Raw genomic sequence first — 25,901 nt, 5'->3', positions numbered from 1 at the left:
CGCTGGGTTACTGCCGGCGACTACTTTTCCGGACAGGGATTGAACACTTCCGTCGCCGCCACCGCAGACACATACGGAATTTTCGTACCTGGAATGATCCCGACGGAGTAGGCATTTTTGCCGGTTTCACGCACATAGGTCTTGTCGGTGGTCAGATCGCCCGGCTGGTTCTCACCGAGCAGGTAATCCAGAAACTGGATTTTCACCGGCGTATTGAACTGCCCCTCGGCCGTCAGCGGAATGATCTGAGCAGCCCCCGCCCGAGTGAACGCGAAAAACGCCGCGGCGGCTTCACGGCTGCGGAAGGTTTTCACGCACAGCACATCGCGAGTACGCAGTGTGATAAAGCGCTGATAACGACCACCGGAATAGGTGCTCAGAATCAAGCCATCGTCCACCAGAACGCCCAGCCCCTGAGTGGCACGGCACTGGCCATCGCCGCCATTCTCCGAGCCGTAGGGCAAGTAGCACCAGTTGGTCTGGCTCAGGGCCCGCACCGAACCGGGGGCAATCTGCAGGTCGTGCTCGATTTGCTGGCGGGCTTCGGGTGTTTGATACGGAATGCTGCAGCCGCTGAGGATCAGGGCCAGTAACACGTACAACAGGCGATAAGAGCGCATAGGTTTTCCATAACAGGCACGGCAGGTCGTTGCGCGGGTTGCCAGGGGGTCATTCCTTTGAAAGCTGCGCAGGTTCTGTCACATTCTACGACAAGTACCTTTCGGCGAAACTTTATGGAAATACAGATTTCGGAAACGTCCGACTGGCAATTGTTCGCGACCATCGCCGAAACGCTGGAGCACGGTTTGAAAGGCGAATGGACCGTAAAGGCCGACGGGCTGGATCAGCGCTATTGGGATTTGTGCGTCGAAGGCCAGACCCTCATCCTGCACCTTGAGCATTATCTGGGGATCAGCCTGCTTATGCCTGGCCAAGGCGAGAGCCTGGAGGGGTTGAGTGATTTGGGGTTGAGGGCGTACCGGCTGGTGGTTCCGTTTGCGGGATAAAGGAGACTTTGCGTAGGCCGTAGCACCTTGCTCCTTTGCCTACGCTTGCGTCAGAATCCGCCGGCTTGTGCACCTGGGTGGCCATCTCTAAGGTTGCTCGGTCGCTGAAAACTCAGTGATCGGGTTTAGTAGCCCTAGGGTCAATTACACATAGTGCATGAGCTGCATCTATCAGACGTTCCTGTCTGTGCTTGATGGTGGCTGTGCGTAGGGCGCCTTCGGGTGCGCCGGCTTTGTGTAATTCCCCGGTCTACTAACCTGCGTACAGCTGCCACCCTTCTTGTGTAGTAGCGAAAGGGTGTCGGCCCCATTCAGGAATTGCACCATGTTCAAAGTAACGCCGAATCCTCCGAAGAAACCGGATCTAAAACTCCACCAGGCTGCCCAGCGCGCCATTGATCACTACCTCAATCCCGGCACTGATGCCGAGACAGTCCCAGAGACAACCGCCCTCTTCAGCGTCACCTCCGGCGTCAGCAGCGAAATCCTGATCGCCAACAGCTACGAAACCGTTACCTCCGTCAGCGCCCTGCTGCTCGACCTGTCCGACGAACTGACCGGCAAAGACCGCGACGTGGCATTGGCCATACACCAACTGAGCGAATTGAGCGTACTGCTGATCGGTAAACTGATGGACCGCGAAACACCTCGGGCGTAGAGCCCAACGCGGTCCTGCGGGACTAGCCCTTCAACTCACCCAACCGATTACTCGCCGCGTCGTCGTATGCCACATACAACGACTCGGCGATTTGGCTTTTGATGGCCTTGGCGCTTTCCAGACCCAATACAAAACCTTCAGCCTTACCGCCTGCGCGGTTCAGGTCTTCTTTGGTGTCAGCACCGGTGATGGCGTCGAGGAGCTTGATGGCTTGAGGGCCTACGCCTTTTGGGAGGCTGATTTGGTCGATGCTCATAGGGATGCCTCGGATGAGGTGCGGGATGGGGTGGTGCGGGTGAATGAGGTCATGGGAGATACCTTGAGATTGAGGTCGGTAGCGCGTGGAACCACTGCCGGGGGTGGCATGGTAGACCGGTATGGGGATTAAAGGGCTGGTTTCGGCCAAAAGCAGGCATTCGAACCAGTAGCGGTTCGAGAGGTGAGGATGACTATGAAACTAGGAGAGACTCACTTCATCTGAAGTTGGCAGGCTTGATCTCGTTCAGGCTGAAGCTGATGTGATACTCAAAAAGCGAAACGTTTGGAACCGCAACAACGGCATGTTTAAGGTTGACGCTAATATCCTTTGCGACAATGACCCCTTTGACCTTCGTTCCTTCCGCTTTATTCGTAATCAGCCAGCCCATGTAGCGGCTGATCTGTCCAATAGCTTTGTCTGCCACGCGACCACGTTTCAGCTCAAAGACTACATACGCGCCATCGCTATCTGTAGCCAAAATGTCTATAGACCCAATCCCTGTTGGGTACTCAATACCGTCCCGGCCTTGGTCATCTACATATAGCCGCAGTGCCTTACCATCAACCTTGATCGACTCGATATTATGGGCTATGAAGTCTCGTAGCTGGTACTCAAGCTCAAAAACTGTTTCACGATCGCTGTCTGGCGTATCCAGGTTGTTTAAGTCAGGATCTTTTTCGCCAAGCATTTCTAAGGCTGACTGGGTGGTGCCGGGTTTGAAGAAACGCACCTGTGAGTCGGTTTCCTGGACTGCCCATCCAAGCCGGTCAAATCCTCGCCGCAAAGCCTGTGAATTTGCTTCCTTGGGATTTAAGGCTGGTGCTTCGGTCGGATTGGCCCTGCACCAGTTCTTCATAGGGTGAAACTCAACGGTTCCTTCTGCGTTTACTTCTACAACGAGATACTGCTTTGGCGAGCGCATAGGCTTCCCTGCTGATTGTGTATATCGATGCTCGCCAATCTGTCAAGGCAAGCTATTTTCTGGAGCCTTTAAATTACCCCGGACTAATTGATTCCCCTACGGAACCAGATCATTTTCATTAGGTAGAGATTTGTAAATGACGCACTGCAATAAAATTTGGCGAAGGATTTCTGCTGACTCGTCGACAGCACCGCTTATATTTCCTTTCATTTTGGATCCATGTACAGCGGCAGAGCGAGTATTGTAGAGCTTTTTGATAGTTTCAAATGTGGCCTTGCGCTTGATGGGATCTTCATTATGCAAAAAACAGGCGATATATAAACTAATCCGAAATCGGATCTCAGAGCTTGCGCCAAAAATCCCCTCTATACCTGCCCACAGCACTGCGAGCTTTATCCTCGGCATCGAATGCCACCGATATGAAGCGAGGCAATGTATAGCAGTTTGAAAACGATCATCACTCAGAAGTTCCCTTGCACTTGCAAAATGGGTTCTGATCCATATCAACTCTTCAGGTGAGAGTTTATGTGGGTTGTCGGAAGTCAGCCCTCGCATGTGATAGCTAGTTGCGTGTAAGTGACTGGCCTCATGAATTTCGGATGCTGTAGTATCTGATTGAAGATTAAAGCCAATCTCCGTATGAAATACTGCGCTAAGTATGAGGACGTCCCATGCGGAGTTCCAGGCACGGATAGCCAACTCATCCGGCGTGTTAGCGGTCACTTTCAATTGTGCTGAAATTCGCGGCATGTATGCTGCTACAACGGCGATATCATCTGGTCTTCTGCAAGTAGCAATTGCTGTATGAAAATCCAAGTGAGAGGCGTCTGCAGGTTGCAGGCAAATGTTATCATCGAGCTGCACTTCGCCAGGTACGACTATTCCGTTTAGAAGCATATAGGTCGTACTTCCACTTCCTATTACTTGCATCAGTACTCCTTGGTTTCAGAGAAAGTCAGTCTATTAATTCTTCAGATGTTTATGGATGAAGCTCGATGGGCAAAGTCGACTGTGTCTATCAGTGAGTAATCATCTGGCATATTGTCGACTCTTGTCGAGAAAAAACCAAGCATACCAGCGGCAGTGGTGAAGTGGTTTAGGGCAAAATTTGGGCAAACTGAAGATCGACATAGACCGCAGGACGCTATTAACAAAGGACGAATGTACCGAATTTCCTGGCCTTGAGCGAGCTGTAGGGACGTCTGAAGGGGTTCGAACCCTATAGTTGAATTGGTTTCCCTATGACCGCTTTCGACCCAAAGCTGCCCGTCGCGACCGGCGGAAATTGGTCAAAAGCGGACATAAGTGTCTGGGAAAACGGGACAATTCATTATTATTGCCTAAGTCTGGTTTGGAGAACTCCGCAGGGAACAATTTCCCCAAATTACTGAAAACAAGAGCTTTCGTACGTCGAGGGTCACTTTAGCTCTTTGTAATGAATGCAAGCGCTTTCGACTAACATGCTAGGAATAACTTTAATAAAAATCACTGCTGGCATATTAGCTTGCTAATTTTTCGATTCAATATGAGCGTATATTTTTTCGCAAAGCTCAATTAAGCCTTGGGATAAACTCCATTCAATGTCATTCATCACCTGTACAGCTTGCTGGCAAAATTTTACCTTGTCATTGATAGTTCCACTTTCATCAGCAAAGACCTTTCGCTCTTTACCTTTCCCTTTAAGACCAAGTACTTTATCCAAATGATAGCCAATCCCATGAATTGAATTGGCCAAGTCTATACTTAGAATATTTCTTAGGTTATCCGCAACCAAGCCTTCTTTTGTTTTAGATATCTTTCTGCCAAATATTTTCTTAGCACTCTCAAAGACTATAATTGGCGGCAATAAATTCTCTATTTCTTTACAAGAAAGCAAGTGAAAGCGATTTTGTAGTTCCGCCGACAATTTTTGAGCTCGTTCTGACTTACCTACAATGTCGCCATCAGCGATTAGAAAGGCGTCTGCACATAGTCGTGACGCATTTAAACGCTCAGTAGTATCGTCGTCGTCATCAAACCCCCAATGGCCTAACGTACCGCCTTGATACTCAACGAATGCATAGTGATAGTTTTCTAAGTAACCTTCGAACATAATTTTTTTAGGACCTGACTCAAGTGAGTCAAGGTATTTTTTCATGAAGACCTTTAAGTAGAGTCGATCTGTTATACCTTCAATCCATATCGTTGAATTAGCAAGGTATACTGATGACGCCCGCACTCCCAAATCTGCCAGAATTTCACGATCCTTAGTGCATTCCTGTATAAAAAAGCCTTTGCCGTCTTGATTGCTCTTTTTACTCACCCTATGAATTAAAACTTCGTCATGGCTTTCAGCTAAGTCAAGCAAGTGATTTGAGTGAGTGGTAGCGATATATTGATGATTAGTGTGATTTAGTAAAAACAGAGCCAGTTTTCTCAGTAGTCCTGGATGGAGGCATGCCTCCGGTTCCTCTATAAAAAATATTGATTCTTCTTGTTCGAGAAATGCAGCAGACGTAATTATAATTACTTGCTGAAGGCCGTCTCCAAGATCGTATATTGAAAACTGCGCATCATCACCTATTTTTACCGCGACTGTGTCTTGTCCATATTGAGGTATAAGTGTGATATCGGCACCACCGAAAAATTCATTTCCCAGTATTCTCTCATAATTACGAACTCTTTCTCGCTCATCCGGTTGTCCGAGTAAAAATCGTGCTAGCAAATTATAAAGGTCAAAACCGGTGATCACATTGAGGCTATCAGGTGTAGGAAAATAATCTCGCAGTGTTCGTTTGAGAAAAACATCTGTCCCATCGTCAAGAGGCCGCATACCTCTTAATATTGGAATGTAATGTTTTTTAATGTTTAGTATCTGTACATCTAGATCCTCAAGGTTACTTAAGGCCTCCTCAAAATTCCTCTGAGGCAGATGGCGCCGCATGAGATTAAAATCATTTACAGTGCTGCCCTGAGCCCTAAAACCTTCGTTAGCGGCATATTTCAAAGTCCTAATAAAAGTTTGAAGTACAGCGCTCACCACATTTACACTCCTGCTTTCCCCTCTATATATACTCTGGAATTCATCGCAATCTAAATCGAGTATTTTCTCGCACCCACTAATTATATTAACAATTGCCTCAAGCCCGCTGCATGCCTGCTTGAAAGCATCACCGATGCTAACAGAAAGCATCTCTGGCTTAGTAGAAAACAACGTTCTTAATAATCGACTTTTCCCACTATTGTTCGGCCCTATTAGAAGGTTTAATTTTTGTAGCTTTATCCACTTTTCTGCCGGCAATATATTTGAGTAGCCTACAAGATTGCTAGACCAGATTTTTTGCACCTGCATCAAAATTTGCTCCATCCAATTATTGTGATTTATAGAAATAAATAGCGACAACAGGTGATCTTGCCGCCTGGTTTTGTAACACGTACTAAATTAACCAAGGTGACGTGGTTGCTAGACGTTACCGACCAGCCTCAAGGCTGTCTAGCTGACATGTAGGAACGTCTGGATAGGGGCCAGCTCTCTACGCCCTAGCTCGCACGCAAGAACATAAGTGCTGACGCCAGCGGCAGGTAAGGGTCGATAGCAGTTGATCATGACTGACCGCTTTTGGCTGAAAGCGGTCTTTCGCGAACAGCCAATCTCGACCATCACAAATTATTTAACTTATCTCCATGTTGTTGGGACAAAACCCATCTATTCCAAATCAATAAACCCGTCCCTTTCCGACCTAATTGCCGAAAACACACTGGGACGCTTCCGCCAAAAAACTCATACGATCTCCTTCTAACGACCAGCTGAATTAGAGCTATCCGCCCCAGGCCCAGCTCCCCCTACGAATTTCGGTGGAAGCTGCATCAGTAGGCACTCTTAGTCAACCAAACTAAAACACACCCTTGCCCCCTCGTACCAAACACGCTACAAATCCCACCACCAAGTTGTACGACAACCTAAAAATACCCCCCCATCCCCGACGATGGCGCCAACTCCCCGAGCCCCCACCATGACTCCCCCTGCCCCCACCCAATTCCCCCGCCACATCGCCGTTCTAATCCTGCTCTGCATGGGCTGCGCCTTCGCCGGCAACCACATCGCTGCTCGCGTAGCCTTCGACGACGGCGCCGGAGTCCTGCTGGCAATCCTCATGCGCTCCGGCGGCACCCTGTTAGTGCTAGCGATACTGGTCCTATACCAACGCCAAAACCTCCGCCTCCCCCCAGGCGCCTGGCGTTGGCAAGTCCTTCTGGGCCTGCTCATCGCCACCCAAAGCCTCTGCCTCTACTCCGCCGTCGCCCGCGTCCCGGTAGCGTTGGCCTTATTGGTCGCCAACGTGTTCCCTATTCTGCTGGCCCTGCTCACCTGGGCACTCGGCGGCCCACGCCCCACCGCACACACGGCCTTGCTGATGGGCCTGATTCTGGTGGGCCTGGTGTTCGTGCTGGACGTACCCGGCCGTCTCTCTGCCAACACCACCCTCGGCCCGGAATGGCTGGTCGGCGTCTCCCTGGCCTTTTGCGCCGCGTTCGTATTCGCCTGTGCGCTGTGGATCACCGACCACAAGTTGTCTCAGGTACGCGGTTCGGTGCGCAGTCTGCTGACGATTTTCATTGTGTTCAGCAGCGTCAACCTCGCCGGCTTGAGCGGTGCGCTTGTCGATGGCCTGAACCTGCCGGCCACCAGTACCGGTTGGCTGGCATTGGCCACGTTGGTGGTGCTGTATGGCACGGGGTTTATCGTGCTGTTCATTTCGGTGCCGCGCCTGGATATGCCGCGTAATGCACCGGTGATGAACATTGAGCCGCTGGCGACGTTGTTGATGGGCTGGATCGTGCTCGACCAGATGCTCAGCGCCGGGCAGGTGGTGGGCGGGGTGATTGTGGTGACGGGGATTGTGCTGCTGACGTATCGCAAGTCGCCCCGGCAGGCCGTCAAGGCTCAGGCTGCGTAGGCCGAGAGGCGAACCGGAAAAGGTACGGATCTATTTTCAAATAAGTCCGTCCCTTCTTACTGCCGGGCGTGGGGGCGCTTATAGCGGAAATTCCTGGCCCTCCTTCAGCCCATCGGCTCGAACCGCCGCCGCTTCAGGAACAACCCCACCCCCAGTGCAACGGCAAAGATCGACAGCAGCCCCAGGTCAAACCCAAACAAGCGGATTTGGCTCACAGCCACGCACCCGACCGCCCCCATCGCTACCAACAGCACCCCTAGCCATTTGCGAAGCGGGTACGACTTAATAAACCGATCAAGCAGAAAGAAAAGCACCAGGGCAACGACCAGTTGGGTAATGTCAGACATGTGTTTCTCCCGTCAGGTCTTGATGATCAGTGTCGAGGCGCTGCGTTGCGGGCCGATGCCGCCGTTCACCTGCGCTTCGATGCTGACCAGTATGTCGCCTGCATGATAGGTGGGCAGGGTGTCATTCACATACATGCGCACTCCGGCGCCGACAGGGGCGCCCACGTAAGGAGACGCTATGTATGAGGTGGCGCCAGCGAAGGCCGAGGCCGCAAGGTTGGCGATTTTGGTGCGTTGGGCGTTGAGCACGTCGCCCTGTTGCCGGGTCAGCGGTTTGGAGATGCCGATCATCATCAGGCACGGCAGGTTTTTGGCCAGCATCTTGTCGTACACCTCGACGACTTTGCGGTTGACCTCGTAGTGGGCGCTTTTCGCTTCGCCAAAATGCAGCTCGCCCAGGCGTCCGCGTTCGCTGTCGGTGAGGGTGATCTGCGAGACGTTGAACACGATCCCGTGATTGCCCATGTATTGGAAAGTCCCTTCGAACTTCATCGCACGCATCCTTTCGAGCCAAAGGCGGGGATTGTCTAGAAGGAACGCGCCGGATTCAAATCATTTCACCTGGCTGGCAAGGTGTGTTGCCCGCCGTAAGGTGCTGACGGACATAATAATTGTCGAACTCACTGCTTTCGACGAACTGGAAACCATGGCGAGTGTAAAAGCGATTCGAGGCGCTTTCTTTGAGGGCACCTACTTTAATCGGGAGTGCAGCTGCATCCGCCTCTTTGAAAATCTGAGTGAGCACAGCAGAGCCGATCCCTGATCCTTGCGCGCTCGGCCTCACGTATAGGTGGTCGAGCACGAGTTCATTGGGGTGATGCTTGACCACTACAAAGCCAACCCGCTCTCCAGACACCTCAATGTGATGTGTATTGTGGGCTTCAAAACCGCTAACAAACCGCTCGCGCGCCCGTACAGGATCAAATCGCCCGAGGCGCTCCAGGCTTTCGCGCATGGCCTCAATTCGAAGGGCAACAAGATCGTCCAAGTCGCTTTGTTGAGCGCGGACTAGCGTCACTGGGGAGTTTTGATTGGGTTTGATGGGCATAGGTTGCGTTTCGCCTGGCATGCTGGGATGGCCAGTATAGGAAGATCAGATCACGTTCCACGGATTTCTATCGTGGCCTGGCACCATTTTTTCAGCCAGACACTGGATTCAGCTGCCTGTTCGTTTCCGACCGACGAGCCTACGCGCCCTATGACGGTCAGACTGGGACAATGTTTTGTCCTCGACGCAATGAGCCATGACCGCGGTCAGCTCAACGTCCATAGGAAAGCCATCCTCCAGTCATTTAAGCGCCAGCCCCGCCACCAACATGTCGGCAGGCAGCGTAGTGCCGGCGGTGAATCAGGGCACTTGAGATACAAACGCTACGTCCCGATGGCTATTCAGCCCCGCCGATTGCAACTGTGTTAAGCGTGCATCCGATCTCACTACAAAGGGCCTTCGTAGTTTTGGTTATCCGTTCGGGCTTGAGGCTACCTTAGGCGTTCATGGAATGCAGAGCTTTTTGCGAACACATCCGCCATAAAGTCCATGAAAACGATGGCTCGCTTGGGCAGGAGCCGATTCGCTAAGTAAACGACCTGGATCGGCACCTGTGGTGCTACGTAGTCGCTAAGCAGCAGCTGAAGATTGCCACTTCTTAGCCCTTGCTCATAAAGCCATTGAGGGCCTTGCGCGATTCCTAATCCTGCATTGACGTACTCACGTATCGCCTCGGGTGAATTGACCCGCAGGCGACCGGAGACCGGGACATCAATGTTCTTAAACCGCCAGTTAGTACCGGTAGATAGCAGAGTGTAAACAAGGCAGTCGTGTTCTTTCAGGTCATCAGGGGAAGTGGGAGAGCCACGTTTCTCCACGTATTCACGGCTGGCCACACACACACGCTCGAACCACCCTAGTGGCCGGGCACGCATTGCGCTGTCCTTTAGGTGGCCAATGCGAACCGCGAGCTCGGCTCCCTCGTCGACCAGATTGACGTAGCGATCATTGATCTGGAGATCGAGCGACACTTCTGGATAGAGCTCAAGAAAGCTAGCCACATGGGGCACTATAAAGGTGTGCGCCAATGCAGTTGGGCATGCGACGCGCAGTAACCCAGACGCTGCCACGTTCCCTCGCAGAGAGGACTCTGACTCTTCTACTGAATCCAAAATACGCCGCGCATCTGCGTAGTACCGCTCACCTTCCGGTGTCAGCGTCAGCTTTCTTGTCGATCGGTGAAGCAGCCTGGTTTGCAGATGATCTTCGAGTGCGGCGACGTAACGGCTGACGTTCGGTTGTCCGAGTCCAAGATCACGTCCCGCAGCTGAAAAACTGCCGGTCTCTACGGCGCGCACGAAACAACTCATCAGTAACAACCGATCCATCACGCGTCCTCTTTCATGCAGATTTTGCATGAGATGTATTCTGCCTGGCTATCTTATCAGCGCACTAGCATGAATACATAGTTGCTCTCAGAAGGTCAGTCGTCCGACTGGTCGTCACAAACGAGAGGAAATTTACATGTCCCGTTTACAAGGCAAGCGCACGCTCATCACTGGCGGCACAAGTGGCATTGGTCTGGAGACCGCAAAGCAATTCCTCGCAGGAGGCGCTCGGGTCATGGTCACTGGTGTTAATCCTGAGTCCATTGCAAACGCCCAGGCTGTCTTAGGCAGCGAGGTTCTGGTGTTACGAGCCGACTCCGCCAGTGTCACAGCGCAGAAGGAACTGGCCCACGCGGTTCAGTCTCATTACGGGCAGCTCGACATTGCGTTCCTCAATGCTGGCGTATCCGTCTGGATGCCAATCGAAGACTGGAACGAGGAGATGTTTGACCGCTCCTTTGACATCAATGTCAAAGGCCCTTACTTCCTCCTGCAAGCACTGTTGCCGGTCCTCTCCAACCCTGCATCGGTGGTTCTTAACACCTCGGTCAGTGCGCACCTGGGCGCCGCGCGTTCATCCATTTATGCCGCAACAAAGGCTGCCTTTCTGAACATGTCGAAAACGCTCTCCAGCGAGCTTCTACCGCGTGGTATTCGAGTAAATGCGGTCAGCCCTGGCCCGATCGACACGCCGCTGTACGACAAAGCGGGTATCCCCGATGCCTACCGCGAGCAGGTCAACAAAGATATTGCTGCGACTATCCCATTTGGCCGTTTTGGCACGCCTGAAGAAGTAGCTAAGGCGGTGCTGTACCTCGCGTCAGACGAGTCTCGTTGGACGGTGGGAACGGAAATTATCGTTGATGGTGGTCGCTCGCTTTAACGAGATAGGCACGCCTTCGAGTCTGTACATCCCGCTTCCTGCCCGGAAGCGGGAGTTGTCGAAGTTGCCGAAGATTATGCGTCCCGGTTCCGCACACTACCTTGAGGCAGGCATACCAGTCCCGTCCCGCACCTGCATCAGCGCAAACCCCAGCAGATTCAACCCCTTCCACAGATTCGGATTGTTCACATCCGCGTTGTCCTGTGCGAGCCCTATACCCCAAATGTTATCAACCGGGCTGGCTTCGACAATAACGCGGGAACCGGTTTGTAGAAGGTATTCGTTCAACGGTGGATTCTGAGAGAACTTGGCCTGGTTCGCTCGAACGACGATGTCGTATCGGTGTTGCAGCCAAACCTTGTCATTGAATCCGCGCACGTTGCGGCCAAGTGCTTTGGCGGCATTGGGTGTAGGAGCGCGGAGCACCTGCGCACGGATTTCCTGATCGTCGAACAAGGCCGCTTTCTCGGCCATCATGAAGTGTTCGGCCGTAGGGTAATGTTGCCCCTCGACATTGAACCCAGCCTCGAACCATTGGCTGAAGCATGACGCTGTGACGGCCGTTTTGCTGCGTTGGTGCCCCCAGAAAAACGTATAACTCAGCTGTTCTCCAGCGTTAAAACGGGCGCAAAGTTCTTTCAGATGTTCAGAGTCGTTCAATGAAATATCCTCGCTAACTAAAGGACGAAGTTACAGCTACTGTGCTGACCAGGGCAACCACGAAGCTTGGTAGATCGAACCTCCACCGATTGACGCTTACGTGGATACTCCCGCCTCCCCTATCGCAATCCTGTCGAATACTTGCCTAATCCTCCGACCTTTCACCCTCCCCATAGCGCCCCCCTGACCTACGGTCTAGAGTCAATCCAAACGCCCGCTAAACTACTCAAACCACGCGCGCGTGAACCATAACGGGCCAACGATGCCCTGCGGCGAAGCCCCACTTCGCCGCCCAAAAATACTAAAAAAATGCAACACCAACCGATGATCAGCGGGTGAGCCATGGAATTACGAATTAACCAGCAGACCCACCAAGTCGATGCAGAACCCGACACGCCTCTGCTTTGGGTCATCCGCGACAACCTGGGCATGACCGGCACCAAATATGGCTGCGGTCTGGCGCAGTGTGGTGCGTGCTCTGTGCTTGTGGACGGCAATGTGGTGCGTTCCTGCGTCACGCCGGTCTCCGGTGTGGTCGGTCGGGAGATCACGACCATTGAGGCGATCGAGTCCGATGATGTCGGTAAGCGGGTGGTCGCGACCTGGGTCGAGTATCAGGTCGCTCAATGCGGCTATTGCCAGTCCGGCCAGGTGATGGCTGCGACGGCGCTGCTCAAGCAAACGCCCAAGCCGACCGATGCGCAGATCGACGCGGCGATGGTCAATCTCTGCCGCTGTGGCACCTATAACGCGATTCATGCGGCGGTGCATGACCTTGCAAAGGGAGAGGTCTGATGAACGTTCGCATTGATCCCGCTGCCCTGCCTTTGGTCGCGGCGTTGAATGACCCGGTGAATCTGTCTCGCCGTCGTTTCCTGGCCAGTACGGCCGTGGGTGCGTTGGTGATTGGCTTTGGTCTGCCGTTGGGTTCTGGCCGGGTGCAGGCGGCCACTGCGGCGGCGGCTGGTGAGCGCGGTACGCAGGTGCCGGCGTTCCTGGAGATTCGTCCGGATAACACGATCCGTTTGCTCAGTCCCTTTATCGAAGGCGGCCAGGGCACGTTCACGGCGATGGCGCAGATTGTCGGCGAGGAGTTGGACGCCGACCCGGCCACGTTCCTGGTTGAGTGTGCCCCGCCCGGCGAAGCCTTTGTGGTGATGGAAAATGGCATGCGGATCACCGGCGGCAGTATGTCGGTGCGCATGAGTTACCCGACGATGCGCCGGCTGGGTGCGCTGGCCCGGGCGATGTTGTTGGAGGCCGGGGCACAGGCGTTGAAGGTGCCGGTGGGTGAGTTGTCGACCGAGCCGGGCAAAGTGGTACACGCGGCGTCCGGGCGTTCCCTTACCTATGGCGAGTTGGCCGGGCGGGCGATGGACCTGCCGGTGCCGGACGTGGCCAGCGTGAAGCTGCGGGATCCGAGCCAGTTCCGTTGGATCGGCAAGCCGGTGAAGCGTCTGGATGCGTATGACAAGTCCACCGGCAAGGCGCTGTACAGCATTGATATGAAGGTCGACGGCATGCTCCACGCGGCGGTGCAGCATGCGCCCCGCTTGGGCATGACGGTGGGCAGCCTGCGCAATGAGGACCAGGTCAAGGCCATGCCGGGGGTGCATTCGGTGCATCGCCTGCCGGGTGCGGTGGCGGTGGTGGCTGAGCGTTGGTGGCATGCCAAGCGTGCGGTGGAGTCGATTCAGGTGGACTGGCTGGAGCCGACGGCGGATTCGAAAGTGCGCGGGATGCCGAAGGACTTTTCCAGCGACGAGCATTTCAAGCGCCTGGCCGCGGAAACCGGCCCGGCCCGGGATGATGAGAACGAGGGTGATGTGGCCGGTACGCTGGCCAATGCCAAGACCAAGATCGAGGCCACTTACCACAACCAGTACCTGCACCATGCGCAGCTGGAGCCGCCTTCGGCGCTGGCGCGTTTTAATCCTGATGGTTCGCTGGAGATCTGGTTGCCGAATCAGGCGCAGGATATGTTCCTGGCCGATATCGCCAAGCGCACCGGTCTGGACCCGTCGCGGATTACCCTGCATTCGCCGCTGTTGGGTGGGTTTTTCGGCCGGCATTTTCTGTATGACTCCGCCAGCCCTTACCCACAGGCCATTGAGTTGGCCAAGGCGGTCGGGCGCCCGGTGAAGTTGATCTGGAGCCGCGAAGAAGAGTTTCTGCGGGATGTGCTGCGTCCTGTCGCGGCGGTGAATTTCCGTGGGGCGCTGGACAGCGATGGCTGGCCGGTGGCGATTGAAGCGGTGAGTGCCACTGAGGGGCCGACCGAGGCTCTGGCCGGCAAACAGGGCGAGAAGCTCGACCCGACGGCGCTGGAGGGGTTGTCCGGTAAGTCCTATGCGATTCCCAACAAGCGCATCGCGCAGATTTATGTGAAGGGCCCGGTGATGCTGGGTTACTGGCGGTCGGTGGGTAACTCGCTGAATGACTTTTTCTATGAAGCCTTTCTGGATGAACTGGCTGACAAGGGCGGCAAAGACCCGTTCGAGTTGCGCCTGCATCTGTTGCGGGATAACCAACGGCTGACCACGCTGCTGAAGGCGGTGGGCGAGTTGTCGGGAGGCTGGAAACGTGGCCCGTTTGTCGCCGAAGACGGCAGCAAGCGCGCCCGTGGGGTGGCGATGGCGTCGCCGTTCGGCACGCAGACGGCGGTGATCGCCGAGGTGTCGATCGAGAACGGGCAGGTCAAGGTGCATGACATCTGGCAGGCGATCGACCCGGGCAGCATCGTCAACCCGGCGATTGTCGAGGCGCAGGTGAATGGGGCGGTGTCCTTGGGCTTGTCCCAGGTGCTGTTGGAAGAGGCGGTGTATGTGGACGGCTTGCCTCGGGCGCGTAACTACGATTTGTATCCGGTGCTGCCGCCTTCGCGGATGGCGCGGGTGCATGTGCGCGTGATCGAGAGCGGGGAAAAAATGGGTGGCATCGGCGAACCGCCGCTGCCAGCCGTGGCACCTGCCGTGGCCAACGCCGTGGCGACCTTGACGGGGCAGCGCATTCGCAGCATGCCGTTAAGCCGCTACTCCTTCACCTGACCGGGGCCTTAGCACTTATGAACAACCGTCGATTCGCAAGAACCGTTGGCTGGCTGGCGCTGCCGTGCCTGGTCGCGGCAGGCCTGTTGGCCTGGTATGTCACCCGTGAGCCGGTTTCGCCGCTGGGCGCCGAGCCTGTCGCCGCAGACCCGGCGCTGATCGCCCGAGGCGAGTATGTCGCCCGGCTCAGCGATTGTGTGGCGTGCCACAGCGTGCCCAACGGCGCGCCTTTTGCCGGTGGGCTGGAGATGGCCACGCCGCTGGGGGCGATCCATGCCACTAACGTCACGCCGGACCCGGAAACGGGTATCGGCCACTACAGCCTCGCCGACTTCGACCGCGCGGTGCGCCAGGGTGTCGCGCCGGGTGGGCGTCGGCTGTATCCGGCGATGCCTTATCCGTCCTATGCCAAGCTCAGCGACGAGGATGTGCGGGCCTTGTATGCGTTCTTCATGAAGGGCGTGGCGCCGGTGCGGCAGGCGAATATCGAGAGTTCGATCCCTTGGCCATTGAATATGCGTTGGCCCATCGCGCTGTGGAATGGTGTGTTTACCGACAGCAAGCCCTACGTAGCGAAGGCCGGGAAGGATGAACTGTGGAACCGCGGCGCCTACATCGTGCAGGGGCCGGGGCATTGCGGCAGTTGCCACACGCCACGGGGCCTGGCCTTTAACGAGAAGGCGCTGGATGAAAGCGGCAAGCCGTACCTGGCCGGTGGTTTGCTGGATGGCTGGTACGCACCGAGCCTGCGGGACGATCACAACACGGGCCTGGGGCGCTGGAGCGAGCCGGAAGTGGTGCAATTCCTGAAGACCGGTCGCAATAAACATGCGGTGGTTTATGGCTCGATGACCGAGGCGTTCAACAACTCCACGCAGTTCATGACCGACGATGACCTGGCGGCGATTGCGCGCTATCTCAGGTCGTTGCCGGGGGACGAGCAGCGTGATGGTAAGGCCTGGCAGTATCAGGCGGTGTCGGCTGCGGAACGCCTGGATGCGCCGGGTGCCCATACCTATGTGACCCGTTGTGCTTCGTGCCATGGGTTGGAAGGCAAAGGGCAGCCGGACTGGATGCCGCCGCTGGCGGGTGCGACTTCGGCGTTGGCCAAGGAGAATGCTTCGGCGATCAACATCACCTTGAATGGCTCACAGCGGGTGGTGGCGGCGAATGTGGCGGACGCTTATCGCATGCCGGCGTTCAGGGAGCAGTTGTCGGACCAGGAGATTGCTGAAGTGCTGACGTTTGTGCGCGGTACTTGGGGCAATCAGGGCGGTGCGGTGGATGCGAAGGCGGTGGGCAAGTTGCGTGAGCACACGGGCCCGGCGAGCAGTAGCCCGATCATTCTGCAGATGCGCTGAGGGGAAAGGCGCCTTGTGAGGGAGGCGCCTTATGCAGGAGCTGCTTTATGTGGGAGCGGGCTTGCTCGCGAATGCGGTGTGTCAGTCAGCAAATTCTTCACTGACCCACCGCTTTCGCGAGCAAGCCCGCTCCCACATTTTTAACCGCGTTTCGGCAGTTTCCAGTTGGGGCGGATGAAGTGGCAGGTGTAGCCATTCGGAATCCGTTCCAGGTAATCCTGATGCTCCGGCTCCGCTTCCCAGAACGGCCCCGCCGGTTCGATTTCCGTCACGACACGGCCTGGCCACAAGCCCGAGGCATCCACATCCGCGGCGGTGTCTTCAGCCTCGTCGCGTTGCTGTTCGCTGAGGTAATAGATCGCCGAACGATAGCTGGGGCCAAGGTCATTGCCTTGGCGGTTGGGCGTGCTCGGGTCGTGGATCTGGAAAAAGAACTCGAGGATCTGCCGGTAGGTGATCACCGCCGGGTCGAAAACAATCTCGATGGCTTCAGCATGGTTACCGTGGTTGCGGTAGGTGGCGTTCGGCACATCGCCGCCGGTGTAGCCGACGCGCGTTTGCAGCACGCCGGGGTAGCGTCGCAACAGGTCTTGCATGCCCCAGAAGCAGCCGCCGGCGAGGATGGCGGTTTCAGTTTGGTTGCTCATGGCGTGTTCTTCCCCTGGATGGATACAGCCCTAGTTATGGGGCCGGGTTGAGTAATACCAAGGTTGAACAGCGCGTTACCAGCCCCGCCCGTCGATAGACCCTCGTCTCACCTGGCCCAAATCCTGCGTACTCCAGCCCCATCAAGTCGCTACTGACTACGCGGACGACTCTTTTGAGCCCCGCCGCCCAGCGGCCGCCCCCGATAATCAAGCATCCCCCTACCACCGCCGAGGCCTTCCCCCATGACGAGCCCCTCCACCGAACAGGTCAGCCCGCAAACCCTGCGAAGAGTGATCATCGCCGCCGGCATCGGTAACTTCGTCGAGTGGTTCGACTTCGCCGTCTACGGCTTCCTTGCCACCACCATCGCCCAACAATTCTTCCCCAGCGGCGACGCAAGCGCGGCGCTGCTCAAGACCTTCGCGGTATTTGCCGTGGCGTTCGCGTTTCGGCCCCTGGGCGGGATTTTCTTCGGCATGCTCGGCGACCGGATCGGCCGCAAACGCACGCTGGCCATGACGATTTTGCTGATGGCCGGCGCCACCACGCTGATCGGCCTGCTGCCCACCTACGCCGCCATTGGTGTAGCGGCGCCGATTCTGTTGTCGCTGATCCGCTGCGCCCAGGGCTTTTCCGCCGGGGGTGAATACGCCGGCGCCTGTGCCTATCTGATGGAGCACGCGCCGAGTGACAAACGCGCCTGGTATGGCAGCTTTGTGCCGGTGTCGACGTTCTCTGCGTTCGCCGCCGCAGCGGTGGTGGCTTATGCACTTGAAGCGTCGTTGTCCGCCGAGGCGATGGGCAGTTGGGGCTGGCGCCTGCCGTTCCTGATTGCCGCGCCGCTGGGCTTGGTGGGGCTTTACCTGCGCTGGAAGCTGGATGAGACGCCGGCCTTCCAGGCGGTGAAGCAGGAACACGCGGTCGCCCACTCCCCGCTCAAGGAAACCCTGCGCAACCATGGTGCGGCAATCTGCTGCCTGGGCGCTTTTGTGTCGCTCACAGCGCTGTCGTTTTATATGTTCACCACCTACTTCGCGACGTATCTGCAGGTGGCGGGTGGGCTGAGCCGTGCAATGGCGTTGCTGGTGTCGCTGATTGCACTGATCTTCGCGGCGGCGATTTGCCCGCTGGCGGGGTTGTATTCGGATCGGGTGGGGCGTCGGGTCACGGTGATGACGGCGTGTGTGTTGTTGATGGTGGTGGTGTACCCGTCGTTCCTGATGGCCAGTTCCGGCTCGTTCGCGGCGTCGGTCGTCGGGGTGATGCTGCTGGCGGTGGGCGCGGTGTTGTGTGGCGTGGTGACGGCGGCGTTGCTGTCGGAGACCTTTCCGACCCGCACGCGGTATACCGCTTCGGCGATTACTTACAACATGGCTTATACGATCTTTGGGGGTACGGCACCGTTGATGGCGACGTGGTTGATCAGCACCACGGGCAGCAATCTGTCGCCGGCGTTTTATCTGATTGCGGTGGCGTTGCTGGCGCTGGCGGGTGGGTTGGCGTTGCCGGAGACCTCGCGGATTTCGCTGCATGAGGTGGGCGCGGAGGAAAAAGGCGCAGCGCCGTTGTTGTCACGCTAGGTTCGGCTGTTGTGAACGCAATGCCCAATCCAACAAAGATCAACTGTGGGAGCGGGCTTGCTCGCGAATGCGGTGGGCCAGTCAGCACATTTTTCACTGACAGACCGCATTCGCGAGCAAGCCCGCTCCCACACTGGATTTTCTTTTCCTATCAGATCTCCACTCCCGGGTATGATCCAGGCTAAACCGGCCCGACTGGACCCACACACATGCCCGCCGCCCACACCCGCCCTACTCCCGCACCGCTCCTCAAGCCCGGCGAAACCGTGGTGCTGTTCGACGGTGTGTGCAAGCTGTGCAACGGCTGGGCAAGGTTTCTGATTCGCAACGACCGCGACCGGCGTGTGCGGTTGGCGGCCGTTCAGTCGCCCGAAGGTCAGGCGCTATTGGCCTGGGCCGGGTTACCTTTGGATCAGTTCGACACCATCGCAGTGATCCGCGACCGGCATTACTGGGAGCGTTCGGAAGCGGTGTTCGAAATCATTGCGCAACTACCTGCCCGCTGGCGCCCATTAATGCTCCTGCGCGCCTTCCCGCGCTTTCTTCGGGATTGGGCTTACGATCGCATCGCACGCAATCGCTATCGACTCTTCGGGAAATACGACACTTGCCTGTTGCCCGATCCGGATCATGAGCAGCGCTTTTTGAAGGAACAGCCATGAATACCTTGGTGCGCATCAACCGGATCGCCCGCCTTTCTATACCAACAGCCCAATCAACTGCCACGACGTCACCTTCGTCACCATGATCAGCACGATCACAAACATCCCCGAAAACCCGAAAACGAAGTGTAATGTTATGGGGGGCGCAGGCGCTCCCACGCTGACACACCTCAACTACCCACCAAACGATACAGCGCCTGAGCGTGAGATGCCGTAAGCCCTGCGCGCTGCAAATTACGGCGACTTTGCGAGCTGGGAAGCGCAGTTGCGGCGACCACAAGACTGCCGTGCTGCTTTGCTTGCGCTATCCGGTGAGATATCAGGGCTGCGTGATAACCCAAGCCTCGTGCATCTTTTCGGGTGGCAGCCGTCCCCAGGTAGGCAACTCCGTTGCTGGCCAGGTACATCAACGCGCCTGCAACCACCTGTCCGTCAGCCTTAAGGACGTAGATTTTCAAACGGTCATTTGCCATCAGTCCTGCAAACGAAGCCTGGCTCATCTGACGATGCTCTGGCTTGGTATGAAAGCCACTCGCATGAACGGCGGCGAACTCAGGCAGCGTGTGTGAGGTGGCTTCTTCGATTTCGAATGCGTGGTGATTCAAGGCCACATCCTCGATGGAGCACGCGAGTTGCTGGTGCGTCCAACCCCTCAAGCGCTCCAGTCGTCCCTCTCCCACATAAGCGTGCTGTTCCAACGTCGAGGCCTTGCCGATAAGAGGCGTGACAGTCGAGTACTCTGCTGATTCCTTGAGCAGGCTCAACAGTGCCTGGGGCTTGCTGGAGCTGTCGCCGTAGATGCGATTGAACATCGGGCTGGGCGATGCCTTCACTTGAAAGCATGGAAACGCTTCGTTGAAAAACACACGAGCACCAAAGGGGTTTCCACTTATCCGAGACAAACTCTCAACGCGGGAACACAAATACTCGCTTTCTGCGGTCTCGATCGCATGAGCCATTCCAACATCCATGTGCGTCGTCCTTATTGCGGGATTTCCAGGGAAGGTAGCGGTAAATCAATCACAACGCACCTGCAAAGACACCTGCTAATGTACGGCGCAAATGGCTAACGATGGCAATCAAGCCAAGACATCGACTTAGCCATTTCAGACCTACCGGCCCAGCCGAGCAGCAAAAAGACGCCAAAGTGGCTAATGCCAGTCAGTTAAGCTGACTGGCATTTTTATTTCTGATCGGATACTTCGGTGATTTCAGCCGAATCGCCCGAGGATATACGCGCTCCTCACGTCGATGCGGCAGCACATAGTGCGGCGCTGAAGCATGAAGCTCGGCCAAATACTTGGGGATGTTCCCGGAACGGTCGGCGCAGACGCTGTTGATAAACCCCAGAATCGCCCAAGTGCAAGCGGTGAAGCTCATTTCGCTCGGATAAATGCCAGGACAGTGGCGACTCATTTCCACCATCTGATAACGCAACAAGTTGTAGCCCAACAATACGCCCCACAACTCTTGTTCGATCATCTCTGGCGTCTTGCTGCGCAGCGTATAACTGCTGTTGAGCAGCGTCTGTTTCATCTCTCGAAACCCTAGTTCGATCTCCCATCGCTGGCTGTACAGATCGACGATTTCGTCGGGCGGGAAGCGCAGCGGATCGCTCATCGAGGTCAGGATCTGACACATCTTGCCCTTTACGGTTTTGCTCAGCAGCCGTGCAGTCAGGCGCCCCGGCAGTCCCGGCCATTGCTTGCGCGCCTGCGGCGAGGTGCTCAGCGAAACCACCGCATCTTGACGCCCCAGACGCTGAATGACTTCGTACTGCGCACCTTTGCGCAGCGGCATCAGCCAATGTCGCTCGGTGCCCGCCTGCTGCCACTGATGCAGTAAACCCAAAGAATAAAAACCGCGATCAAACAGCGTCAGCGAGTGATCGGGCGTGGTTTCAATCAGCTTTTCCGCCAGTTTCATTTCGTTGCTGCGATAGCCATCAAAAGCACTGCCGATCAGCAAGTGACTGGTCAATTCCATTTGGCAAACCATACGCACCTGAGGAAAGCCCGTATCACCATGCTGATTGCTGGCGGAATCGTAATGCGCGCGGTTTTCGGCAGTATCGGGTGTTCGCCAGACGACGCCGTCGACGCCCAATAAACGCAAACCCGCCCACGTTGGGTGATCGGCCGCCTCATGCCAATTTTTCTGAGTCAGATCGAAGACCTGCCTTACCGCTTCGCTGCCCAATCTCTGACGGGCCTGGACTACGGCGCTGGGCGCCACCAGCGGACGCTGGCCCGGCAGCATGATGTTCATGCGACTAACCACATCCCATGCCGACATACGCCGGAAGAACGCCATGGAAATCACGCACCACAGCATCATTTCCAGCGGCAAGCGCCGCTTGCGCAGGGTCGCCACACCGGCCTGTTCAAGCGCCTGTTCGACCAAGGAAGGATCGAGCAAGGCATCCAATCCCTCGATGGCGTTGGGGGTAGAGGCGATGTTGTGGGTCAGTTCCAGTGCTCGAGCGAGACGCATAAAAAAATCCGATGCCAGTACGGCATCGGATTTTGATTTCTTGCGGCCAAACGTCAAGCGAGAAGGCTTAACTGACTGGCATTAGCCAAAGTGGCGCCTTTTCGTTGTTAAGCGATTTTAATCACAACCTTTCCAAATGCGCCCTTCGCGAGATGTTCGTAAGCTTCTCGTGCTTTCTCAAACGGGTATACCTGATCGATCACGGGACGAATCTTGTGTTCGTTGAGGAACGCATTCATCCGGTCGAATGATGAACGCGGCGCCACGGCAATACCACGAAGGGTCGTCTGGCGGAAAATGAGGGGCATCAGATTGAGTTCAACGGTTTGCCCTGTCAGAAAGCCGATCTGCGCAATACGCCCCGACGCCTTGGTGGCGGCGACCGATTGATTGATGCCACTGCCACCGGCCACATCGAGCAGCAGATCCACGCCCTTGCCGTCGGTCAGCTTCAGCACTTCATCTGCCCATTTCGGCGTCGTTCTGTAGTTGATGCCCGCCACAGCCCCCAGCGCCTTCACGGCTTGCAGATTCTGGTCGCTACTCGACGTTGCGATGACCTTCGCGCCAAGGGCCGTAGCGATCTGCACGGCAAATATCGACACACCTCCAGTGCCTTGAACCAATACGGTCTGGCCCGGCTGGATTTGTCCGTAGTCCACCAGCGAATACCAGGCCGTTAGCGCAGCAATAGGCAGTGTTGCCGCCTCTTCATCGCTCATGTTGTCGGGTGCACCGACGGCGCTGTCCTCATGGATGATCATGTATTCGGCCAAACCGCCGGGCAACGGTGAGCCGAAGCAGTAATCAGGTTCGTTCGGCCCCGGCTCGCCATCCAGCCAACGTGAGTAAAGATGCGAGTTGACGCGATCACCGACTTTAAACCGCGAGACGTTGTCTCCGACCGCTACCACCGTGCCGGCTGCATCGCTCACCGGGATCAGTGGCTTGGGCACGCTGTGCGGCTCATAAATGCCGTCGACGATCGCTTTGTCGCGAAAGTTGAGCGAGACAGCACCAACCTTCACCAGCAACTCGCCAGCCTTTGGTTGCGGGGTCGCTACCTCTCCCAAGTGCAGGTTGTCGAGTCCGAAATCTTTCAATAACCACGCTTTCATTGCGCCTCTCCATATTCATATCAATGGCCTCGAACCAGAACCGGTTCGGCCTTGGGGGTATTTTTCGCTTTTGACGGTGGGCAATAAATGCGTGAAAAAAGACATGATTGTTCTATCCTTGGGCAACAATCAGTTTCAACTTCGTGTAGGCGGGGTTCATAGGAAAGCGTCATGGAACTGCTTCAATCGATGCGACTGTTCGCCAGGCTTGCCGAACTCGGCAGCTTTACCAAAGCCGCCGAATCGCTGGACATAGGGCGCCCCCAGGTCACTCGGTATATCCAGGAGCTGGAGACGTCATTGGGCGTGCGCCTGTTCCAGCGCACCACAAGAAAGGTGGCCCTCACCACCGAGGGCGAGAGGTTCTACGAGCGGGTGCAGGAAATTTTGGCGGGTATTTCTGCTGCGACTTCCATGTTCGACCGCTCCGGAGCAACGCTCACAGGTCGACTTCGCGTGGATATCCCGACCGCGTTCGCGCAAATGGAATTCATCAAAGGCCTTAAGGGATTCACCGACACCTACCCGGGTATCAACATGGTCCTGGGCGTGACTGACCGGGCCGTCGACTTGATCGGTGAAGGCATCGACTGCGCGTTGCGTATCGGCGACCTACCGGATTCGACCTTGATCGCTCGCCCCATCGCGATGGCGACGATGGTGACGTGTGCCGCACCCGAGTATCTGCATGAGCATGGCGTACCCGAGACCCTCGACGATCTGGCCTCCCACCGAGGCGTCAACTTCTTGTCCGGCCAGAGCAACAGAACATTGCCTTGGCATTTCTCGGTAAAAGGTCAGGATCGAACGTTTGTGAGCAACGCCGGTATCACAGTCACCGAGTCGAATGCCTACGTTCAGTGCGGCGTGTCGGGCTTCGGAATAATCCAGGCGCCCGGGATCACCGTGGCCGAGCATCTGGACAGTCACGGGTTGGTGGAGATCCTGAAACCCTATCGGCCAGCCCCGCGCCCTGTGTCGTTGCTGTACCCAAGCCGGACGCATCTGGCGCCACAGGTTCAAGTTTTCATTGAGTGGCTGCAAGCGCGTTTTCCGCCGCTTTATTCTGACTGGTTGGAACCCTAGCGATCCTTTTGTGGCGCCAACGGCAATGACGCCACCAACTCAGCACGGCAAACATCGAGTATTTCATCCGCGAGAGGAGAGTCATCCGGGCACGCCCGCGACAACATGACGGCACCGATTGCATGCGCCAGCAGGTCGATCATTTTTGCTCGAACGTCTTGCTTCGTCGCACCCTCACGCGGCTGGTATTTTTCCTCGAGTGCTGCCAGCGTACTTTCTACCCCGCTGGCAAAGGTCGCCTTTAACTCATCGGACTGGCGGGCAGCGTCACCACACAGCGCGGCCATTGTGCATCCCGCGCCCCGGCCGTCTCTGTGATCTCGCGACACGTACAGATTTATGAACCCGGCAACATCAAGGTCGCAGGTGCTGGCTACGGATTGCGCGAGGCTTTTTTCAGCTGCCTCGGCCATCAAATCCGCCTTGGAACCGAAGTGTTTGTAGAACCCTCCCTGGGTAAAACCGGCAGTGGCCATCAGCTCCGCCACCCCCACACCATCGTAACCACGTTCGCGAAAAAGCTCCGAAGCCGTTTCCACAATGTGCGCTCGGTTGGCGAGTGACTGTGTCTTGGTGATCTTCATTTCTCGCCTCCAGGCCTCTTGAACGATGGCCTGACTATACTCTGATGTCGATCATAATCAAAGTTGTTGACAGCTTTGATTATGATCGACATCATAAAACCACTGCCGCATGCCTTAGCCGCCACGGCGCAATTTCCCGTCATTGATCGACGAGTATGGAATCCGATATGAACGAAAAGACTTTGTTTGAAGCCTACAAGCTCGGCTCACTGACGCTTTCCAACCGAATGGTAATGGCGCCATTGACGCGAAACCGTGCCGGGGCCGGTTTTGTTCCGAGCGAGCTCGCGGCGACCTATTACAGCCAAAGAGCATCCGCAGGCCTGCTGATTTCAGAGGCCACGCAGATCTCACAACAAGGACAGGGCTATCAAGATACGCCCGGGATTTACACCCAGGCGCAGATAGACGGCTGGCGTAAGGTCACAGAAGCCGTTCACGCCAAGGGCGGACATATTTTCTTGCAGCTGTGGCATGTCGGGCGCGTGTCCCACACCGACCTTCAGGCCAATGGCGCAGCACCGGTGGCCCCCTCTGCGATTCGCCCGGCGACAAAGGTTTTCGTCAACAATAGTTTCGTAGATGTTTCGGAACCTCGAGCTCTCGAAATCGGCGAACTAGCTGGAATCGTCAACGACTTTCGCCAAGCGGCATCAAACGCGATGGCTGCAGGTTTTGATGGCGTGGAAATCCATGGCGCGAACGGCTACCTGCTTGACCAGTTCCTCAAGGACGGTGCGAACGTGCGCACGGATGCCTACGGTGGCTCGGTTGAGAACCGCGCCCGACTTCTGCTGGAGGTCACATCGGCAGTCGTGAGTGAAGTCGGTGCTGAGCGAACCGGTATCCGTCTCTCTCCAGTGTCCCCCGCCAATGGTGTTTCCAGCACCGCGCCGCAAGCGCAATTCGACTACCTCGTCGAACAACTCAACGCCCTGGGCCTGGTTTACCTGCATGTAGTCGAAGGCGCCACTGGCGGGCCGCGCGAGGTTGCGCCCTTCGACTTCAGCGCCCTGCGTCAACGCTTCAATAACACCTACATCGCCAACAACGGCTACGACCTGAATCTGGCTACCACGACACTGATCGAAGACAAGGCCGACCTCATCGCCTTCGGACGTCCGTTCATTGCTAACCCTGATTTGGTAGAGCGCTTCAAGACCGATGCCGCTTTATCTGCATTGGACCCAACCACTTTGTATGGCGGCGGCGCAGCTGGCTACACCGACTACCCGACGCTTACTGAAGGCGCCCAGCATCACCACTGAAGATC

Annotated in this window: 26 protein-coding genes; 11 read left to right on the top strand and 15 right to left on the bottom strand. The window is 56.2% G+C overall.

Translation table 11 applies throughout. The features are described from left to right. Positions 1–20: 20 nt before the first annotated feature. Complete coding sequence (locus ACUN0G_RS09065) at positions 21–620, bottom strand: hypothetical protein (RefSeq protein ID WP_134326062.1); 600 nt, start codon at positions 618–620, stop codon at positions 21–23. A 114-nt stretch (positions 621–734) separates the two neighbouring features. On the opposite strand from ACUN0G_RS09065, the gene ACUN0G_RS09060 reads away from it, so the two are divergent. Next, positions 735–1,007, top strand: coding sequence for a DUF3630 family protein (locus ACUN0G_RS09060; protein WP_445573172.1), 273 nt, complete (start codon positions 735–737; stop codon positions 1,005–1,007). A gap of 325 nt (positions 1,008–1,332) precedes the next feature. Beyond that, positions 1,333–1,665, top strand: a complete 333-nt coding sequence (locus tag ACUN0G_RS09055) for a DUF6124 family protein (RefSeq protein ID WP_445573171.1) — start codon at positions 1,333–1,335, stop codon at positions 1,663–1,665. A gap of 22 nt (positions 1,666–1,687) precedes the next feature. Here the strand turns inward: ACUN0G_RS09055 and ACUN0G_RS09050 are convergent, their stop codons facing one another. From ACUN0G_RS09050 to ACUN0G_RS09035, 4 genes are all read right to left on the bottom strand, one after another. Next, entirely contained in the window at positions 1,688–1,921 is a 234-nt protein-coding gene (locus tag ACUN0G_RS09050) for a hypothetical protein (RefSeq protein WP_003214497.1), read from the bottom strand. A gap of 217 nt (positions 1,922–2,138) precedes the next feature. Beyond that, a complete protein-coding gene (locus ACUN0G_RS09045) occupies positions 2,139–2,846 on the bottom strand; it encodes an endonuclease NucS domain-containing protein (protein ID WP_445573170.1) in 708 nt (235 codons plus the stop codon). A gap of 96 nt (positions 2,847–2,942) precedes the next feature. Beyond that, complete coding sequence (locus ACUN0G_RS09040; protein WP_445573169.1) at positions 2,943–3,776, bottom strand: hypothetical protein; 834 nt, start codon at positions 3,774–3,776, stop codon at positions 2,943–2,945. Between the two features lie 577 nt (positions 3,777–4,353). Beyond that, complete coding sequence (locus ACUN0G_RS09035) at positions 4,354–6,228, bottom strand: AAA family ATPase (protein WP_445573168.1); 1,875 nt, start codon at positions 6,226–6,228, stop codon at positions 4,354–4,356. Between the two features lie 610 nt (positions 6,229–6,838). Here ACUN0G_RS09035 and ACUN0G_RS09030 point away from each other — a divergent pair. After that, on the top strand, positions 6,839–7,783 hold the full coding sequence (locus tag ACUN0G_RS09030) for an EamA family transporter (protein ID WP_445573167.1): 945 nt from the start codon (positions 6,839–6,841) through the stop codon (positions 7,781–7,783). Positions 7,784–7,887: 104 nt separating this feature from the next. Here ACUN0G_RS09030 and ACUN0G_RS09025 read toward each other — a convergent pair whose 3' ends face one another. The 4 genes from ACUN0G_RS09025 to ACUN0G_RS09010 all read right to left on the bottom strand — a co-directional run bounded on the left by ACUN0G_RS09025 (position 7,888) and on the right by ACUN0G_RS09010 (position 10,506). Next, positions 7,888–8,130, bottom strand: coding sequence for a hypothetical protein (locus ACUN0G_RS09025; protein WP_177027225.1), 243 nt, complete (start codon positions 8,128–8,130; stop codon positions 7,888–7,890). A gap of 12 nt (positions 8,131–8,142) precedes the next feature. Continuing rightward, positions 8,143–8,622 (bottom strand): hypothetical protein, encoded by a 480-nt coding sequence (locus ACUN0G_RS09020; RefSeq protein ID WP_177080334.1) that lies wholly within the window; start codon positions 8,620–8,622, stop codon positions 8,143–8,145. A 55-nt stretch (positions 8,623–8,677) separates the two neighbouring features. After that, positions 8,678–9,178 carry a GNAT family N-acetyltransferase gene (locus tag ACUN0G_RS09015; RefSeq protein ID WP_445573166.1) on the bottom strand — a complete coding sequence of 167 codons (501 nt, stop codon included), beginning with the start codon at positions 9,176–9,178 and terminating at the stop codon, positions 8,678–8,680. A 431-nt stretch (positions 9,179–9,609) separates the two neighbouring features. Next, entirely contained in the window at positions 9,610–10,506 is an 897-nt protein-coding gene (locus tag ACUN0G_RS09010) for a LysR family transcriptional regulator (RefSeq protein WP_421552648.1), read from the bottom strand. A 136-nt stretch (positions 10,507–10,642) separates the two neighbouring features. Here ACUN0G_RS09010 and ACUN0G_RS09005 point away from each other — a divergent pair, with 136 nt between their 5' ends. After that, positions 10,643–11,389, top strand: a complete 747-nt coding sequence (locus tag ACUN0G_RS09005) for an SDR family oxidoreductase (RefSeq protein ID WP_445573165.1) — start codon at positions 10,643–10,645, stop codon at positions 11,387–11,389. 96 nt (positions 11,390–11,485) lie between these two features. On the opposite strand, the gene ACUN0G_RS09000 is transcribed toward ACUN0G_RS09005, so the two are convergent. Beyond that, on the bottom strand, positions 11,486–12,049 hold the full coding sequence (locus tag ACUN0G_RS09000; RefSeq protein WP_445573164.1) for an NADAR family protein: 564 nt from the start codon (positions 12,047–12,049) through the stop codon (positions 11,486–11,488). A 342-nt stretch (positions 12,050–12,391) separates the two neighbouring features. Here ACUN0G_RS09000 and ACUN0G_RS08995 point away from each other — a divergent pair, with 342 nt between their 5' ends. The 3 genes from ACUN0G_RS08995 to ACUN0G_RS08985 are packed head-to-tail and all read left to right on the top strand — an operon-like array spanning position 12,392 to position 16,457. Then, positions 12,392–12,844, top strand: coding sequence for a (2Fe-2S)-binding protein (locus ACUN0G_RS08995; RefSeq protein ID WP_445573163.1), 453 nt, complete (start codon positions 12,392–12,394; stop codon positions 12,842–12,844). Continuing rightward, on the top strand, positions 12,844–15,096 hold the full coding sequence (locus ACUN0G_RS08990) for a xanthine dehydrogenase family protein molybdopterin-binding subunit (RefSeq protein ID WP_404605424.1): 2,253 nt from the start codon (positions 12,844–12,846) through the stop codon (positions 15,094–15,096). The genes ACUN0G_RS08995 and ACUN0G_RS08990 overlap by 1 nt, the downstream gene beginning before the upstream one ends. A gap of 17 nt (positions 15,097–15,113) precedes the next feature. Beyond that, positions 15,114–16,457, top strand: coding sequence for a c-type cytochrome (locus tag ACUN0G_RS08985; RefSeq protein WP_445573162.1), 1,344 nt, complete (start codon positions 15,114–15,116; stop codon positions 16,455–16,457). Between the two features lie 140 nt (positions 16,458–16,597). Here ACUN0G_RS08985 and msrA read toward each other — a convergent pair whose 3' ends face one another. Further along, complete coding sequence (gene msrA, locus ACUN0G_RS08980) at positions 16,598–17,104, bottom strand: peptide-methionine (S)-S-oxide reductase MsrA (protein ID WP_177027235.1); 507 nt, start codon at positions 17,102–17,104, stop codon at positions 16,598–16,600. Positions 17,105–17,347: 243 nt separating this feature from the next. Here msrA and ACUN0G_RS08975 point away from each other — a divergent pair, with 243 nt between their 5' ends. Both ACUN0G_RS08975 and ACUN0G_RS08970 read left to right on the top strand, forming a co-directional pair. After that, entirely contained in the window at positions 17,348–18,685 is a 1,338-nt protein-coding gene (locus ACUN0G_RS08975) for an MFS transporter (protein ID WP_445573161.1), read from the top strand. 209 nt (positions 18,686–18,894) lie between these two features. Further along, the gene (locus ACUN0G_RS08970) at positions 18,895–19,347 is read left to right on the top strand and encodes a thiol-disulfide oxidoreductase DCC family protein (protein WP_445573160.1); all 453 of its coding nucleotides are present in this window, start codon (positions 18,895–18,897) and stop codon (positions 19,345–19,347) included. A gap of 170 nt (positions 19,348–19,517) precedes the next feature. Here ACUN0G_RS08970 and ACUN0G_RS08965 read toward each other — a convergent pair whose 3' ends face one another. From ACUN0G_RS08965 to ACUN0G_RS08955, 3 genes are all read right to left on the bottom strand, one after another. Then, on the bottom strand, positions 19,518–20,318 hold the full coding sequence (locus ACUN0G_RS08965) for a GNAT family N-acetyltransferase (protein WP_445573159.1): 801 nt from the start codon (positions 20,316–20,318) through the stop codon (positions 19,518–19,520). 190 nt (positions 20,319–20,508) lie between these two features. After that, the gene (locus ACUN0G_RS08960; RefSeq protein WP_445575535.1) at positions 20,509–21,840 is read right to left on the bottom strand and encodes an IS4 family transposase; all 1,332 of its coding nucleotides are present in this window, start codon (positions 21,838–21,840) and stop codon (positions 20,509–20,511) included. A gap of 107 nt (positions 21,841–21,947) precedes the next feature. Then, positions 21,948–22,958: a zinc-dependent alcohol dehydrogenase family protein gene (locus ACUN0G_RS08955; RefSeq protein ID WP_421552623.1), complete on the bottom strand. Its 1,011-nt coding sequence runs from the start codon at positions 22,956–22,958 to the stop codon at positions 21,948–21,950. 171 nt (positions 22,959–23,129) lie between these two features. On the opposite strand from ACUN0G_RS08955, the gene ACUN0G_RS08950 reads away from it, so the two are divergent. Next, positions 23,130–24,044 (top strand): LysR family transcriptional regulator, encoded by a 915-nt coding sequence (locus ACUN0G_RS08950; RefSeq protein ID WP_445573158.1) that lies wholly within the window; start codon positions 23,130–23,132, stop codon positions 24,042–24,044. Here ACUN0G_RS08950 and ACUN0G_RS08945 read toward each other — a convergent pair. Next, positions 24,041–24,628, bottom strand: a complete 588-nt coding sequence (locus ACUN0G_RS08945; protein ID WP_258344633.1) for a TetR/AcrR family transcriptional regulator — start codon at positions 24,626–24,628, stop codon at positions 24,041–24,043. The two genes, ACUN0G_RS08950 and ACUN0G_RS08945, sit on opposite strands and share 4 nt — an antisense overlap. A 167-nt stretch (positions 24,629–24,795) precedes the next feature. Between ACUN0G_RS08945 and ACUN0G_RS08940 the strand changes: the two genes are divergently transcribed. Continuing rightward, a complete protein-coding gene (locus ACUN0G_RS08940; protein ID WP_445573157.1) occupies positions 24,796–25,896 on the top strand; it encodes an alkene reductase in 1,101 nt (366 codons plus the stop codon). Positions 25,897–25,901: the final 5 nt, after the last annotated feature.

The organism is Pseudomonas sp. 32A, from assembly GCF_052682255.1.
Note: the sequence above shows the minus strand (reverse complement) of the source record. Positions and strands in the feature narration are given on the sequence as shown.

Coding starts and splice junctions, on each gene's coding strand:
- ACUN0G_RS09025 (WP_177027225.1), bottom strand. CDS start 8,130: ATGTCTGACATTACCCAACTGGTCGTTGCCCTGGTGCTTTTCTTTCTG.
- ACUN0G_RS09050 (WP_003214497.1), bottom strand. CDS start 1,921: ATGAGCATCGACCAAATCAGCCTCCCAAAAGGCGTAGGCCCTCAAGCC.
- ACUN0G_RS09015 (WP_445573166.1), bottom strand. CDS start 9,178: ATGCCCATCAAACCCAATCAAAACTCCCCAGTGACGCTAGTCCGCGCT.
- ACUN0G_RS08965 (WP_445573159.1), bottom strand. CDS start 20,318: ATGGATGTTGGAATGGCTCATGCGATCGAGACCGCAGAAAGCGAGTAT.
- ACUN0G_RS08950 (WP_445573158.1), top strand. CDS start 23,130: ATGGAACTGCTTCAATCGATGCGACTGTTCGCCAGGCTTGCCGAACTC.
- ACUN0G_RS09030 (WP_445573167.1), top strand. CDS start 6,839: ATGACTCCCCCTGCCCCCACCCAATTCCCCCGCCACATCGCCGTTCTA.
- ACUN0G_RS09055 (WP_445573171.1), top strand. CDS start 1,333: ATGTTCAAAGTAACGCCGAATCCTCCGAAGAAACCGGATCTAAAACTC.
- ACUN0G_RS08990 (WP_404605424.1), top strand. CDS start 12,844: ATGAACGTTCGCATTGATCCCGCTGCCCTGCCTTTGGTCGCGGCGTTG.
- ACUN0G_RS09005 (WP_445573165.1), top strand. CDS start 10,643: ATGTCCCGTTTACAAGGCAAGCGCACGCTCATCACTGGCGGCACAAGT.
- ACUN0G_RS09045 (WP_445573170.1), bottom strand. CDS start 2,846: ATGCGCTCGCCAAAGCAGTATCTCGTTGTAGAAGTAAACGCAGAAGGA.
- msrA (WP_177027235.1), bottom strand. CDS start 17,104: ATGAGCAACCAAACTGAAACCGCCATCCTCGCCGGCGGCTGCTTCTGG.
- ACUN0G_RS08975 (WP_445573161.1), top strand. CDS start 17,348: ATGACGAGCCCCTCCACCGAACAGGTCAGCCCGCAAACCCTGCGAAGA.
- ACUN0G_RS09040 (WP_445573169.1), bottom strand. CDS start 3,776: ATGCAAGTAATAGGAAGTGGAAGTACGACCTATATGCTTCTAAACGGA.
- ACUN0G_RS08985 (WP_445573162.1), top strand. CDS start 15,114: ATGAACAACCGTCGATTCGCAAGAACCGTTGGCTGGCTGGCGCTGCCG.
- ACUN0G_RS08945 (WP_258344633.1), bottom strand. CDS start 24,628: ATGAAGATCACCAAGACACAGTCACTCGCCAACCGAGCGCACATTGTG.
- ACUN0G_RS08995 (WP_445573163.1), top strand. CDS start 12,392: ATGGAATTACGAATTAACCAGCAGACCCACCAAGTCGATGCAGAACCC.
- ACUN0G_RS09065 (WP_134326062.1), bottom strand. CDS start 620: ATGCGCTCTTATCGCCTGTTGTACGTGTTACTGGCCCTGATCCTCAGC.
- ACUN0G_RS08970 (WP_445573160.1), top strand. CDS start 18,895: ATGCCCGCCGCCCACACCCGCCCTACTCCCGCACCGCTCCTCAAGCCC.
- ACUN0G_RS08960 (WP_445575535.1), bottom strand. CDS start 21,840: ATGCGTCTCGCTCGAGCACTGGAACTGACCCACAACATCGCCTCTACC.
- ACUN0G_RS08940 (WP_445573157.1), top strand. CDS start 24,796: ATGAACGAAAAGACTTTGTTTGAAGCCTACAAGCTCGGCTCACTGACG.
- ACUN0G_RS09010 (WP_421552648.1), bottom strand. CDS start 10,506: ATGGATCGGTTGTTACTGATGAGTTGTTTCGTGCGCGCCGTAGAGACC.
- ACUN0G_RS09060 (WP_445573172.1), top strand. CDS start 735: ATGGAAATACAGATTTCGGAAACGTCCGACTGGCAATTGTTCGCGACC.
- ACUN0G_RS08955 (WP_421552623.1), bottom strand. CDS start 22,958: ATGAAAGCGTGGTTATTGAAAGATTTCGGACTCGACAACCTGCACTTG.
- ACUN0G_RS09020 (WP_177080334.1), bottom strand. CDS start 8,622: ATGAAGTTCGAAGGGACTTTCCAATACATGGGCAATCACGGGATCGTG.